The organism is Mesorhizobium sp. B2-4-13 (genome assembly GCF_006658535.1).
GTDB classification, from domain to species: Bacteria; Pseudomonadota; Alphaproteobacteria; order Rhizobiales; family Rhizobiaceae; genus Mesorhizobium; species Mesorhizobium australicum.
On sequence record NZ_VFVB01000013.1, the window covers coordinates 119,673 to 133,343 of the forward strand.

A 13,671-nucleotide genomic window follows, 5' to 3' on the forward strand; every position below is an offset into this window, starting at 1 on the left:
GGCAATCAGCTGACGCGGTTGCGCTCGACGGTCAGGTGCGCATAGCCGCTGCGGCTGGTCTGGGTGAGGTCTGATGTCACCGGCTCGGCCCAGCGCTGGCCGACAACCGCTCCGTTCGACGCGCCATCGATGACGTTGTCGGAGATGACGGCCGTGCCGGCACCTTCGACCACACTGACGACGATGCCGGTGCCTGCCTTGCGAATGATGTTGCCGGTGGCCACGACGTTGCGCAGATACGGCCCCCAGCCGATCGACATGCCGTAGAGCGGCGCGTTCTCGATGACATTGTTGGAAGCGACGGTGTCGGCCTCGACGGCGATGCCAACGCCGAAGCCGGGTGGATCCGCGGTGTAGGGGCCTGATGTCGACAGATTGCGCACGATGTTGCCGGAGCAGACACCCATGCGGCCGCCCTCGTTGAAGTTGACGATCGAGATGCCGTTGGCGGCACCGTCGACGATGTTGTTGGAGATGACAGCACCCTCGAACGAGAACTCGGAATAGACCGCGGTCTCGCCCGAGCGTGAGCAGGTGTTGCCCGATATCTGCAGATTGCTGGAACTGTTGGCCCGGATCGCCGAGAAGGCGCAGTCGGAGACCACATTGCCCGAGATGACGACATTGCCGGCGCGGAAGGCATTGATGCCGTTGCCGTTCTGGCCTGTACCGCCGCTGCGCGCGCCAATGCGTTCGACGCGGTTGCCGGTGACCATGGTGCTGTCTTCCGCAGCTTGCCAGCGATGCACCAGGATGCCGCCATTGGCGCAATCGGAGACGGTGTTGCCTGATATCGCCAGTCCTGCGGCCTCCACCGAATAGATGCCGGCGTCCGCCGCCCCCGATATGTCCGAACGCTCGATCCGGCCCGCGGCGTGTTCCAGCGCCAGCCCATTCTTGCCGCTGCCTGTGATCTGGCAGTTGTCCACCACCAGATGCGCCACCCGGCGCAGATCGAGCAGTCCTTGCGCGTAGTCGCCCATCGAGCGGTTCGCGCCGTCGAAAACCAGTCCGCTGAGTTCGATATGGTCGGCGTGTTCGGCCATGAACAAATGGCCGTCGCCGCCATAGACGATCCGCGTCGCGCCCGGCACGCCGGAAAGACGCACGCGACCAGGCAGCGAGAGATTGGACACCACATAGGTGCCGGGCGGCAGGAAGATCGGCATGTCGCGGCCGTTCGCGTCGCGCAGCAGCTTGGCGAAGGCCTTGCTCTGGTCGTCAGACGTACCGGGTTGGACGCCAAGTTCGGTGGCGTTGATCGAGCCGCGCATCGAGGCTTTCTCGATGCCGGTCAGGCTGGCGGCCGCCGCCTTGCCGAGCGTGAGGCCCATGACGGCAAAGCAGGTGGTCTGCGTCAGCAGCGTTCGTCTGTTCAACATCGGCACAGAATCCCAGTGTTCCGCCCCGACACCGCAGGAATCATGCCAGACGTTCAACGCGCCTCTTCTCGGCGGCAATGACTTGTCGTGCAGCCACTCGGCGCCTAAGTTCAGGGGATGAGCAGAGCTTTTACCCGCGAAGAAGACAGCGAAAACGCGATCGCCGGTGTTGGCGAGCGGCCGATCAGCACGCACCGGAACCTGGTGACGGAGCGCGGCCTGGCGCAGATCGACGACAATCTGGCCGATCTGCGCGATATCATGGCGAAAGCGGAGCGGAAAGCCGACCGCGAGCGCATCGCGGTCGTGTCGCGCGATCTGCGCTACTGGACCGCGCGACGCGAGAGTGCCGAGCTTTCCGTGCCGGAGCCCGGCAGCGATGTCGTCCGCTTCGGCATGGGTGTCACGCTGCAAAGTGACGACGGCAGGAAGGTGCACTGGAAGATTGTCGGCGAGGATGAAGCCGATCCGGCCAAGGGCAGCATCTCGCACGTCTCGCCTATGGCGGTCGCGCTGTTCGGCAAGAAGGTTGGCGACGTGGCCAGCGTCAACGGCAAGGAGTGGGAGATCGTCAAGCTCTCGGAGAGTTAGTCTTCAAGCTTGACGACATGGTCGCGGAAGAATGCGGCCGCACCCGCTTCGTCTATCTCGCCGGCAGCGACCATCATCACCAGTTGGATGACCTCCTCCTGTTCGGCTTCGATGCTCAATCCGTTGAAATAGAGAAACAAGTCGGCCGCAGCGAAAGCCGTGCGCTTGTTCCCATCGACGAACGGATGGTTCTTTGCGATGCCGAAGAGATAGGCGGCAGCGAGTTCGCTCAGATCCGGCTCGCCGTATGCTTCTTTCTGTTGCGGACGTGCGAGCGCCGATTCCAACAGGCCTTCATCGCGGATGCCCGACGCGCCGCCGTGAAGACGCAACTGCTCGGCATGCATCGCCTCCACGAACTCTCGCGAATGATGTGCCGTCATTTTGCGAGCGCGCGGTAGGCAACCTCGTATTTCCTCATCCGCTCGCGCGCTACCTTCATCTTGCGCTCGAATTCTTCGGCAGAATCTTCCAATCGGCGCAAGCGAAGCTCTTGACCTTCCTGGACGACGACCACGTTGTCGCCTGTCTTGAGATTCAATCGATCGAGAAGCTCTTTCGGCAGAATCACGCCGTCCGAATTCCCGATCTTGCGAATTGTGGTGTTCATGATGAAACATCCTGTTGCAACGCTAATTATAACGCGGTGCGCCGGGTGTTGCAACAGATATTATAACAGATTCGTCACGAGGATAGCAGCCGATCCAGCAGCCGCTCCGCCGCTTCCGGAATGACCGTGCCCGGCGGGAAGATTTCCGCCGCGCCGGCTTGCAGCACCGCATCATAGTCCTGCGGCGGGATGACGCCGCCGGCCACGATCAGCATGTCGCCGCGGCCGAGCTTCTTCAGCGTGTCGCGCAATTCTGGGATCAGCGTCAGGTGACCCGCTGCCAGCGATGAGGCGCCGATGATGTGGACGTCATTCTGGACAGCCAGTTTCGCGATCTCTTCCGGCGTTTGGAACATGGCGCCGACGGTAACGTCGAAGCCGAGATCGGCGAAGGCCGTGGCGATCACTTTCTGCCCGCGGTCGTGGCCGTCCTGTCCCATCTTGGCCACGAGGATGCGCGGCTTGCCGCCGTTTTTCTTTTCGAAGGCACCGAGCTTGTCCTGCAGGCGGTCGATCACCGGACTGTCGCCAAGCGCCTTGCGGTAGACACCGGAAATGGTCTGCACCGTGGCCACATGGCGGCCATAAGCTCTTTCCAGGGCGAACGAGATTTCGCCGACAGTGGCATTGGCGCGCGCGGCGCGGATGGCGAACTCCAGGAGGTTGTCCTCGCTCTGTGCGGCACGGGTCAGCGCATCGAGCGCGCTTTCGACGGCGGCGACGTCACGCGTGCCCTTCAGCCGTTGCAGCTTCGAGAGTTGCCGGGCCCTGACCTCGGCATTGTCTATCTTCAGCACGTCGACCTCGATATCGGCTCCGGGGCGATGCGCATTGACGCCGACCAGCATCTGCTCGCCGGAATCGATGCGCGCCTGCGTGCGGGCCGCGGCTTCCTCGATGCGCAGCTTGGGTATGCCCTTTTCGATCGCAGCCGCCATGCCGCCGAGAGCCTCGACCTCCTCGATATGGGCGAGCGCACGCGCCGCCAGATCGTGTGTCAGCCGTTCGAGATAGGCCGAACCACCCCACGGATCGATAATGCGCGTGGTGCCGGATTCCTTCTGCAGGACGAGTTGCGTGTTGCGGGCGATGCGCGCCGAATGGTCGGTCGGCAGCGCCATTGCCTCGTCGAACGAGTTGGTGTGCAGCGACTGGGTATGCCCCTGGGTCGCGGCCATCGCCTCGATCATGGTGCGGATGATGTTGTTGTAGGGATCCTGCGCCGTCAGCGACCAGCCGGAGGTCTGGCAATGGGTGCGCAGGGACAGCGACCGCTCGTCCTTTGGCGCGAAGTTCTTTTTCATCAGCGTCGCCCACAACAGGCGTGCGGCCCTGAGCTTGGCCACTTCCATGAAGAAATTCATGCCGATCGCCCAGAAGAACGACAGGCGCGGCGCGAAACGGTCGATGTCGAGCCCCGCCGCGACGCCGGCGCGGGCATATTCGATCCCGTCGGCGATCGTATAGGCGAGCTCCAGGTCGGCGGTCGCGCCGGCCTCCTGCATGTGATAGCCGGAGATCGAAATCGAATTGAACTTCGGCATGTTCTTCGAGGTGTAGGAGAAGATGTCCGAGACGATCCGCATCGAGGGCTTCGGCGGATAGATATAGGTGTTGCGGACCATGAACTCCTTCAGAATGTCGTTCTGAATGGTCCCGGCCAAATCCTTCTGCGCGACGCCTTGCTCTTCCGCCGCCACGATGTAGAGCGCCATGATCGGCAGCACCGCGCCGTTCATCGTCATCGACACGGTCATCTCGCCGAGCGGAATGCCGTCGAACAATTGCCGCATGTCGAGGATGGAATCGATAGCCACACCCGCCATGCCGACATCGCCGGCGACGCGCGGATGGTCCGAATCATAGCCGCGGTGCGTGGCGAGATCGAAGGCAACCGAAAGGCCTTTCTGGCCGGCGGCAAGGTTGCGCCGGTAGAAGGCGTTGGATTCTTCGGCGGTCGAAAAACCGGCATATTGCCGGATGGTCCAGGGTTGCTGGACATACATGGTCGGGTAGGGGCCGCGCACGAAGGGCGGCAGGCCCGGATAGGTGTCGAGATGCGACAATCCCTTGAGGTCGCCCTGACTGTACAGCTGCTTGACGACAAGGCCTTCCGGCGTTGTTCGCTGTCCCTTGACCTCGACAGGCGCGCGGCGCGGCGGCACCCAGCCGATCTGACTGAAATCCGGAATCAAGAAGCGGCCCCGATGGATTGATCGATGCGGACCGGAGACAACGCTTCGCACAGGACGACGCCCTCGGTGAAGGCAGGTCGCTTCTCTGCGTCCAGCGTCTCGACCGGGCGCTCGCTTTTCAACGGATAAAGCGTGGCGCCGACAATGGCCCGCTCGTCTGACTTGAAGGCTATGGCGCGATGGGCGGCGGCGTTGCGGACGCGCTGCTGGATATGTCCGTCCCGAAGGCTGGACAGCACGCCACCCTCAGCCTCGATGGCCTGTAATTCCGCCCACGCGGCTTCGCAAAGGTCTGAGGTGAGCGCTTCGACGGCGCCGGAGCCATGGGCGGGATCGGCGACATGATCGACATGGCTTTCATTGGCCATGATCAGCTGCGCGTTGCGCGCGACGCGGCGGGCAAAGGCCGCCGGCAGGCCGTGCGCGATCGTATGCGGCAGGATTGAGATCGAATCGGCGCCTCCCGCCGCCGCGGCGAAGCAGCCGATCGTCGTGCGCAGGATGTTGGTTTCGGAATCCAATGCCGTCATCATGCGAAATGATGTCTCGGCATGGATGTTGGCCGTGGAATTGGGGATCGAGCAGGCCTCCTGCACCCGTGCCCACAGCCTGCGCAGGGCTCGCACCTTGGCCATCGACAGGAACTGGTCCTGGTCGACGCTGAGCGCGAAGCCGATATGAGGCGCGGCATAGACGAGCGGCTGCCGCGCCTTCTCGAACATTCGCAGATACGAGACCGCCGAGGCCAGCATGATGCCGAGTTCCTGCGCTTCCGTGGCGCCGGCATTGTGGAAGACGCGACCGTCCGCCTCCAGAAGCACACCCGGAACGCCCATCGAGAAGAAATGCGCCAGCGATTGCGGCATGGATTCCTGCAGCGCCTCGATCGACATGCGCAGCCGGCCGGTGCCGGCGAGGATAGCAGCCGGATCGATGCCGAAAGACAGGTTGAGCTTTGCCGGATCGGAGCGGCGCTTGCTCAGGAACGCCACCAGCCAGTCGGCCATGGGGCGGCTCCAGGGGTGGGTGTCGATACGGATCTGGACCCGGTTGAGGGGCACGCCCTCCAGCACCGTCTCGAGCGCCTGCGCCGTCCTCGGCAGGCCGTAGCCAAACGCGTTCGGGGCGCCCTCGAAGACGAGCGACAATCCCGTCGCGCCCTGGGCGACATCTTCCAGGACCTGCCTCTTGGCGCGTTCGACATCGGGGTCGTCGACGCGCTGGCTGACGATCCACGGCGATTGAGGATTGGCGCGCACGATCGGTTCCGTTCCGGTCGCGCGTTCATAGAGCGGCTCGACGCGGATGTTGTCGTCGGTATGCGAGACCAGCTTTTTCTCGAAGGAGGCGCCAGCCAACGCTTTTTCCGCCAGGGTCAGCCATCGCTGACGCTCCGCATTCGTTGGCTCAACATCCCTGGTCAAGGCTCCGGCGCCCATTCATCGTCCTCGTTCTATGTGGCCGCACCAGCCCGGGCAGCCTAATCTACGGTCCCCGGTCAGTTATCGCAATGCACGCCCAGGGCTTGAATTCGACCACCTGATATTCGATCCACCTGATATAGGTCGCTTGCGTGGACGGACCATGGACGATTGCCAAACACCGTCGAAATCCGCAAGTTCCAAAATCCGATTTTGGCGATTGGTCCGATTTGGACGATAGCCCTGATTGAACGATTGGTCCTGCCTTGGACAATTGTCATTGTCGCTGTGCGGCAGCCTCACTATACCATCGGGCAAAGGCTGGCTTTAGACACATCAGTTTTGCGGAGACCCGAGCTATGGCTGACGACACCAGTATTTTTATCGGCGCCAGCCGCAAGCCCGACGACAGCTATCAGCGCGCCGAAAACCTGCTGCTGCAATACGGAAATCGCCATGGCCTGGTGACCGGCGCCACCGGTACGGGCAAGACCGTCACCTTGCAGATCCTGGCCGAGGGATTTTCCAACGCCGGCGTTCCGGTCTTCTGCGCCGACATCAAGGGCGACCTTTCCGGTATCGCCATGATAGGCACCGCCCAGGATTTCCTGGTCAAGCGGGCAGAACAGGTCAAGCTCGACCCTTACGACTTCCAGGAATTTCCCGTCATCTTCTGGGATCTGTTCGGCGAGCAGGGCCACCCCATCCGCGCCACCATTTCGGAAATGGGCCCGCTGCTCCTGTCGCGGCTGATGAACCTGACCGACGCGCAGGAAGGCATCATGAACATTGCCTTCCGCATTGCCGATGAAGAGGGCCTTCTTCTCCTCGACCTCAAGGACCTGCAGGCGCTGCTCGCCAACATCGCGGAGCGCGCCGAGGAAATCAGCGCCCGTTATGGCAACGTCACCAAGCCGTCGGTGGGGGCGATTCAGCGCACGCTGCTGGTACTTGAGCAGCAGGGCGCGGCGAACTTCTTCGGCGAGCCGGCTTTGCGCATTGCCGACATCATGCGCACCACCCGCGATGGTCGCGGCGCCATCAGCGTGCTGGCCGCCGACAAGCTGATGATGAATCCGCGCCTCTACGCGACGTTCCTGCTCTGGCTGATGTCGGAGCTGTTCGAGGAACTGCCGGAGGTTGGCGACCCCGACAAGCCGAAGCTGGTGTTCTTCTTCGACGAGGCGCACCTCTTGTTCGACGAGGCGCCGAAGGTGCTGATCGACCGGGTCGAGCAGGTGGTCCGCCTGATCCGCTCGAAAGGCGTCGGCGTCTATTTCGTCACGCAAAACCCCTTGGATATCCCCGAAAAGGTCCTGGCCCAGCTCGGCAACCGCGTGCAGCACGCGCTGCGCGCCTACACGCCCCGCGAGCAGCAGGCGGTGAGGACGGCGGCCGAAACCTTCCGGCCCAATCCGGATTTCGACTGCGCCACCGCCATCACCCAGCTCGCCACCGGCGAGGCCCTGGTCTCTACCCTGGAGGCCAAGGGCATTCCGTCCATGGTCCAGCGCACGTTGATCCGTCCGCCGTCATCGCGGCTTGGACCCATCACCCCTGCCGAGCGGCAGAAGCTGATCGGGGAAAGCCCGGTCACCGGCCAGTATGACCAGGTTGTCGATCGCGAATCGGCCTTCGAAATGCTGCAGAAGAAGGCAAAGCAGGCGCAGGACGCCGAGGCGCAAGCGCAGCAGACCGGCACCGGCGGCTCGCGCTGGACCATTCCAGGCTTCGGCAATGACGATCCCGCGCCGCAGTCCGGTGGCCGGCGCGCGCCTGCGCCGCGCCCCTCCAATCGCCAGACGGTGGCCGAGGCCGCGATCAAGTCGGTGGTGCGCTCGGTCGGCTCGTCGGTCGGACGTGCCATTGTGCGCGGGATTCTGGGTAGTTTGTCGCGGGGACGGTAGATCAGGGCAGCGGCAACGCTGCTGCCCCCTGAACTCAGAAGCCCCCTGAAACTCAGAAGCCCCGTGAAACTCAGAAGATCGCGTTCGTGACCGCTTTGACTGGGCCGAGCAGCACCGATCCATCCGGCACGCCGGCATCGATCGGGATCGCCTTGTGGTTGGCCGTCGCCACCATCGGCTGGCGAGCGTCGCTGGTCACGATGACCGGCGTCTTCGAGGGCACGCGGTCATAAAGGTCGATAATGTCCTGGTTCATCAGGCGCACGCAGCCCGACGACACCGATTTGCCGATCGAGCGCCATTCCGGCGAGCCGTGCAGGCGATAGAGCGTGTCCACATTGCCCTGGAAGAGATAGAGCGCACGTGCGCCGAGCGGGTTCTTTAGGCCGCCGGGCATGCCGCCATTGTCGGCGCTGTACTGCTTCAATTCCGGCTGGCGGGCGATCATCTCATCCGGCGGCGTCCACTTCGGCCATTTCTGCTTCCACTGGACGACGGCGTCGCCCGACCATTCGAAGCCGGCGCGGCCAAGGCCGACACCATAGCGAATGGCCTGGCCGCCCGGGCGAACCAGATAGAGGAAGTGGCCTGTCGTATCGACGACGATGGTCCCCGGCTTCTGCCCGGTCGGGTCGGGTACGATCTGGCGCAGGAACTGCGGATCGATCCTGTCGACGGGGATGGCCGGCAGATCGAAACCGCCATCGTTGACCGCAGCGTACATCGACGCATAGTCGGCGAGCGGAGGCTCGACATACGTTGGTGGCGGCGGCGGCTCGACTGGTCCCGGTCCGGTGGTGGCGCATGCGGAAACCGCGATCGAGGCGGCGCCCAGGGCTGCGGCGTTGAGGAAGCCGCGACGGCTCAGGCGATAGGATTCGATTTCGGTTATGGACATGGCTGCCTTCTTTAAGACTCAAATCGCAACAAAGCGTCAACACGCGACGTTCGCTGCGGGTGCCTGACAACACCTGAGGCGATAGGCGGTTCCGATTCTGGCTCGAACGTGGACAAACAAAGGCGAAGCTGTGACTGCGCCGCCACTGTGGCGCTGGGGCCACAGGTCAGTTAGGCGCCGGATACGAGTGCCTCCAACGATGGCAGGATCAGGGCCGGTGGCAAGTCCTGGTATTCCTCCGGCTGGTTGGAGCGGTTGATCCAGACCGTGCGGAAGCCGAATTTGGTGGCGCCCGCAATGTCCCAGCGATTGGAGGACTGGAAGGAGACCGCGCCGGGATAGAGGCGCCATCCCGTGGCGACCATGTCGTAGACAACAGGATCGGTCTTGAAGCGACGCACCGCATCGACCGAATAGATGTCGTCCAGGACCTGGTCGAGTGCCGCCGAATTGACCGCTGCCTGCAGCATTTCGGGCGAACCGTTGGAGAGGATCGCCAGCCTGGCGCCCGAAGCCTTGAGCGCTTTCAGCACGGCCGGCACTTCGGGATAACAGTCCAGCCGCCAGTAGGCCTCCAGAAGTTTCGCCTTGAGGCTCGGATCGGCCGAAGGGACCTTGCGCAAGGCGAAGTCCAGCGCCTGTTCGGTCAGCTGCCAGAAATCGGCATAGGCGCCCATCAGCGTGCGAACCCAGGAATACTCGAGCTGTTTGGCGCGCCAGATTTCGGACAGGAGTTGGCCGTCCGGGCCGATCGCGTCCGCATGGCGGCGCACGGCGGCGTGCACGTCGAACAGCGTGCCATAGGCGTCGAACACGTAGGCGGCGTATTGCATGGCAACAGTTTTGAGGCGAGGCGGGACAAGGTGCAAGCCTTGATTGCAGCGCACCCGTCGCTGGCCTCAACAAAACTCCCCGATGCTGGTTGACGGCGGCGGTCAAAGCATCATCCAATGTTGTCACACAAGATTGACCGGAACGGGAAAACGCGATGACACTGGCGGCGGCGGCGCAATCCGCGACATGGACTTTCGTCGATGGCGATTGGTACGAAGGCAATGTCGCCATTCTGGGGCCGCGCAGCCATGCCATGTGGCTCGGCACCAGCGTGTTCGACGGCGCGCGGTGGTTCGAAGGCGTGGCGCCCGATCTCGAACTTCATGCCGCACGCGTCAATGCCTCGGCGATCGCGCTTGGGCTGGCGCCGAACATGACGCCCGAGCAGATCGTCGGGCTGACCTGGGACGGATTGAAGAAATTCGACGGCAAGACGGCGGTCTACATCAGGCCGATGTACTGGGCCGAGCATGGCGGCTACATGGGCGTGCCGGCCGATCCCGCCTCGACCCGTTTCTGCCTCTGCCTCTATGAATCGCCGATGATCTCACCGACCGGCTTTTCGGTGACCGTGTCGCCATTCCGGCGCCCGACTATCGAAACCATGCCGACCAACGCCAAGGCCGGCTGCCTCTATCCCAACAACGGCCGCGCCATCCTCGAGGCCAAGGCGCGCGGCTTCGACAACGCGCTTGTGCTCGACATGCTGGGCAATGTCGCGGAGACCGGAAGCTCGAACATCTTCCTGGTCAAGGACGGCCATGTGCTGACGCCGGCGCCGAACGGAACCTTCCTGTCCGGCATTACCCGCGCGCGCACGATGACGCTGCTTGGTGACTATGGGTTCACGACGACTGAAAAGACGCTGTCGGTGCGGGATTTCCTCGAAGCGGACGAAATCTTCTCGACCGGCAACCACTCCAAGGTGGTGCCGGTCACCCGCATGGAGGGCCGTGATCTGCAACCCGGCCCGGTGGCCAAGAAGGCACGTGAACTCTATTGGGAGTGGGCGCATTCGACCTCGGCTGGCTGAGATAGCCGGCCTTTTTGTCGCCGCGCGGCTGGTCACAGGAAAAGCATGTGACAGTTCCCGGGAACCCGCTTAGAAAGGGACTGGCGCTTCACTTCCGGAGTTGCTCCAGCTCAATCCCGACCTATCTTACTCCGGTATCCACACCGGATTTTCCACGAGGGAGTACTACCCATGGCTTTCGAATTGCCCGCTCTGCCCTACGACTATGAGGCCCTGCAGCCCTATATGTCCAAAGAGACGCTGGAGTATCACCACGACAAGCATCACAAGGCCTATGTCGACAACGGCAACAAGCTCGCCGCCGAAGCCGGCCTTGGCGATCTTTCGGTCGAAGAGGTGGTCAAGCAATCGTTCGGCAAGAATGCCGGTCTCTTCAACAATGCTGCCCAGCACTACAATCACATCCATTTCTGGAAATGGATGAAGAAGGGCGGCGGCGGCAACAAGCTCCCTGGCGCGCTGCAGAAGGCTTTCGACAGCGATCTCGGCGGTTACGACAAGTTCAAGGCTGATTTCATTGCCGCCGGCACAACGCAGTTCGGTTCGGGCTGGGCCTGGGTTTCGGTCAAGGACGGCAAGCTGGCGATATCGAAGACGCCGAACGGCGAGAACCCGCTGGTTCATGGCGCATCGCCGATCCTCGGCGTCGACGTCTGGGAGCACTCCTACTACATCGATTATCGCAACGCCCGGCCGAAATACCTCGAGGCCTTCGTAGATAGCCTGATCAACTGGGATCACGTGCTTGAACTCTACGAAAAGGCGAATGCCTGATCAATCTTCCGAAAGGCCCGGCACCCCCGGGCCTTTTCTTTTCGTCTCGAACCCCACGGCTAGGGTCATGCAATTTCATGCGGGAGAATGGGAATATTCCACCTCCCGCATCCGTTAACGTCCTGTCCTGAAATGCCTTCACCACGGAGCCAAATGAATGAGAAAGCTTGTCATCGCCATCTCCATGCTCGCACTCGCCGCATCGGCGGCCTTTGCCGATCCGATCCTCGACCGGCAGGCTCTGATGAAGGAACGCGGAAAGATCGTCGGCGGCCTGTCGAAAGTGGTCAAGGGCGAGGAGCCCTTTGATGCCGCCGCGGTGCTGACCCAGTTGCAGGCACTGCAGGCAAATGCCGAGAAGTTCGACGTAGAGGCCTTGTTCCCGAAGGGCACCGACACCGGCGACACCACGGCGGCGCCAAAAATCTGGGAAGACATGGCCGGCTTCAAGGCGGCCGAGGACAAGTATCTCGCCGATGTCAAGGCTGCGGTCGCGGCGGCTCCGGCGGACGTCGATGCGCTGAAGACGCAGATCGGCACCATCGGCTCGGACTGTGGTACCTGCCACCAGGGCTACAGGGTCAAAAAGGGCTGATCGCCAGCCATGGCATGGCTGAAGAAGCTCGTCGGCGCGGCCCTCCTCCTGGGCGTCGCCGGCGCGTCGGCGGGGTGGCTGCTGTCGGCACCGGTCACGCTTGATGCGGCGACCCTGGCGCAACTCGGCCCAGGCGATGTTGCCCGGGGCAAGCGTATCTTCTATGCCGGCGGCTGCACCTCCTGCCATGCCAAGCCTGGGTCGCAGGGCGATGCACGGCTTCAACTCGTAGGCGGGCTCGAACTCAAGACGCCATTCGGCACCTTTGTTCCGCCCAATATTTCGCAAGATCCCAAGGACGGCATCGGCGCATGGTCGGTCGGGGATCTCGCTAACGCCATGCTGAAAGGTGTGTCGCCTTCGGGCCAGCACTTCTATCCGGCATTCCCCTATGCCTCCTATGCTCGCATGAAACCGTCAGATGTCGCCGACCTCTACGCTTTCTTGAAGACGCTTCCCGCCGTCGCCGGCAAGGCGCCCGGCAATTCGCTGGCGTTCCCGTTCAGCATCCGGCGCGGCATTGGCCTGTGGAAGCGGCTCTATCTCAGTGAAAAGCCTGTCGTGCCCCTGCCTGATGGCGCGCCAGACCCGGTGATGGCAGGCCGCTACCTGGTCGAAGGACCGGGCCATTGCGGCGAATGCCATACGCCGCGCGACCTCGCTGGCGGAACCAGGAAAAGCGAATGGCTGGCCGGTGCGGTGGCCGCCGAGGGCTCGGGCGTCGTGCCGAATATCACTTCGGGCGAGGGAGGTATCGGCAGCTGGTCCGCGTCCGACATCGCAAACTACCTCGAAACCGGATTCACGCCGGATTTCGATTCCGTCGGCGGCGCCATGGTCGATGTGCAGCGCAACATGGCCGAGCTGACGGCGGACGACCGTGTGGCGATTGCTGCCTATCTGAAGGCGGTGCCGCCGCATCCCAACGGCTATCCGGCGCGCAAGAAAAGTACGAACTAATCCTCGGACTGCAGATGGCGATCGCCGAGGAAATCGAAGCCCGTTTCGAAGAAAAGGTTGTAGTTGCAGGTCATCTCCTCGCCAGGCGCGATGTCGCGCAAGGCGTAGGTCTCCTCGGGCGACGAGACATCGCAATTCGGCTCGTCGTCATGGTTCATGTAGCGGGCGTCGTCGGCTTCGAAGACGATATAGGCGGGATCGCGACGGTCGGGGTAGGAATAGCGGTCGAGGTAGTTCTTCACCGGCCCGGTTTCGCCCTCATAGGTTTCGACGTCGATGATCCGATCGAACCGGGGGTCGAGTTTCCAGACCAGCGTGCCCTTGGCAATATGGTTCTTGGCAAACACACCGATGCCCTGGATCGGCGATTTGTCGAGATAGACGTCGACGAGCAGCATAATGGACCCTTGTGCAAGTGCGGACTTCGCGCCCGGGAAAATCGTGCCTTGGGTAGCGCGCGACCGTCGCAAT

The 13,671-nt window shown here is 62.8% G+C and carries 14 protein-coding genes; 6 read left to right on the top strand and 8 right to left on the bottom strand.

The window, feature by feature from the left end:
• Nucleotides 1–5: 5 nt before the first annotated feature.
• Complete coding sequence (locus tag FJ936_RS27580; RefSeq protein ID WP_141907227.1) at nucleotides 6–1,382, bottom strand: TIGR03808 family TAT-translocated repetitive protein; 1,377 nt, start codon at nucleotides 1,380–1,382, stop codon at nucleotides 6–8.
• Between the two features lie 117 nt (nucleotides 1,383–1,499).
• Between FJ936_RS27580 and greA the strand changes: the two genes are divergently transcribed.
• Nucleotides 1,500–1,973: a transcription elongation factor GreA gene (gene greA / locus FJ936_RS27585; RefSeq protein ID WP_015318663.1), complete on the top strand. Its 474-nt coding sequence runs from the start codon at nucleotides 1,500–1,502 to the stop codon at nucleotides 1,971–1,973.
• On the opposite strand, the gene FJ936_RS27590 is transcribed toward greA, so the two are convergent.
• The 4 genes from FJ936_RS27590 to FJ936_RS27605 all read right to left on the bottom strand — a co-directional run bounded on the left by FJ936_RS27590 (nucleotide 1,970) and on the right by FJ936_RS27605 (nucleotide 6,217).
• On the bottom strand, nucleotides 1,970–2,356 hold the full coding sequence (locus tag FJ936_RS27590) for a type II toxin-antitoxin system death-on-curing family toxin (protein WP_140618597.1): 387 nt from the start codon (nucleotides 2,354–2,356) through the stop codon (nucleotides 1,970–1,972). The genes greA and FJ936_RS27590 overlap by 4 nt on opposite strands.
• Nucleotides 2,353–2,583 carry an AbrB/MazE/SpoVT family DNA-binding domain-containing protein gene (locus tag FJ936_RS27595; protein WP_015318661.1) on the bottom strand — a complete coding sequence of 77 codons (231 nt, stop codon included), beginning with the start codon at nucleotides 2,581–2,583 and terminating at the stop codon, nucleotides 2,353–2,355. Before FJ936_RS27595 ends, FJ936_RS27590 begins: the two co-directional genes overlap by 4 nt.
• 74 nt (nucleotides 2,584–2,657) lie before the next feature.
• A complete protein-coding gene (gene scpA / locus FJ936_RS27600) occupies nucleotides 2,658–4,778 on the bottom strand; it encodes a methylmalonyl-CoA mutase (RefSeq protein ID WP_041163493.1) in 2,121 nt (706 codons plus the stop codon).
• On the bottom strand, nucleotides 4,775–6,217 hold the full coding sequence (locus tag FJ936_RS27605) for a methylmalonyl-CoA mutase subunit beta (protein WP_015318659.1): 1,443 nt from the start codon (nucleotides 6,215–6,217) through the stop codon (nucleotides 4,775–4,777). The genes scpA and FJ936_RS27605 overlap by 4 nt, the downstream gene beginning before the upstream one ends.
• A 341-nt stretch (nucleotides 6,218–6,558) precedes the next feature.
• Here FJ936_RS27605 and FJ936_RS27610 point away from each other — a divergent pair, with 341 nt between their 5' ends.
• Nucleotides 6,559–8,106, top strand: a complete 1,548-nt coding sequence (locus tag FJ936_RS27610) for a helicase HerA-like C-terminal domain-containing protein (protein WP_140788196.1) — start codon at nucleotides 6,559–6,561, stop codon at nucleotides 8,104–8,106.
• Between the two features lie 70 nt (nucleotides 8,107–8,176).
• Here the strand turns inward: FJ936_RS27610 and FJ936_RS27615 are convergent, their stop codons facing one another.
• Entirely contained in the window at nucleotides 8,177–9,004 is an 828-nt protein-coding gene (locus FJ936_RS27615) for a L,D-transpeptidase (protein ID WP_015318657.1), read from the bottom strand.
• Between the two features lie 170 nt (nucleotides 9,005–9,174).
• Nucleotides 9,175–9,837, bottom strand: a complete 663-nt coding sequence (locus FJ936_RS27620) for a haloacid dehalogenase type II (protein ID WP_141907228.1) — start codon at nucleotides 9,835–9,837, stop codon at nucleotides 9,175–9,177.
• A 155-nt stretch (nucleotides 9,838–9,992) separates the two neighbouring features.
• Between FJ936_RS27620 and FJ936_RS27625 the strand changes: the two genes are divergently transcribed.
• The 4 genes from FJ936_RS27625 to FJ936_RS27640 all read left to right on the top strand — a co-directional run bounded on the left by FJ936_RS27625 (nucleotide 9,993) and on the right by FJ936_RS27640 (nucleotide 13,200).
• The gene (locus FJ936_RS27625; protein WP_015318655.1) at nucleotides 9,993–10,871 is read left to right on the top strand and encodes a branched-chain amino acid aminotransferase; all 879 of its coding nucleotides are present in this window, start codon (nucleotides 9,993–9,995) and stop codon (nucleotides 10,869–10,871) included.
• 171 nt (nucleotides 10,872–11,042) lie between these two features.
• Entirely contained in the window at nucleotides 11,043–11,645 is a 603-nt protein-coding gene (locus tag FJ936_RS27630) for a superoxide dismutase (RefSeq protein WP_015318654.1), read from the top strand.
• A 157-nt stretch (nucleotides 11,646–11,802) separates the two neighbouring features.
• The gene (locus FJ936_RS27635; protein WP_141907229.1) at nucleotides 11,803–12,240 is read left to right on the top strand and encodes a cytochrome c; all 438 of its coding nucleotides are present in this window, start codon (nucleotides 11,803–11,805) and stop codon (nucleotides 12,238–12,240) included.
• A 9-nt stretch (nucleotides 12,241–12,249) separates the two neighbouring features.
• Complete coding sequence (locus FJ936_RS27640) at nucleotides 12,250–13,200, top strand: cytochrome c (protein ID WP_140788189.1); 951 nt, start codon at nucleotides 12,250–12,252, stop codon at nucleotides 13,198–13,200.
• Here the strand turns inward: FJ936_RS27640 and FJ936_RS27645 are convergent.
• Nucleotides 13,197–13,598, bottom strand: a complete 402-nt coding sequence (locus FJ936_RS27645; RefSeq protein ID WP_023771554.1) for an SET domain-containing protein-lysine N-methyltransferase — start codon at nucleotides 13,596–13,598, stop codon at nucleotides 13,197–13,199. The two genes, FJ936_RS27640 and FJ936_RS27645, sit on opposite strands and share 4 nt — an antisense overlap.
• Nucleotides 13,599–13,671: the final 73 nt, after the last annotated feature.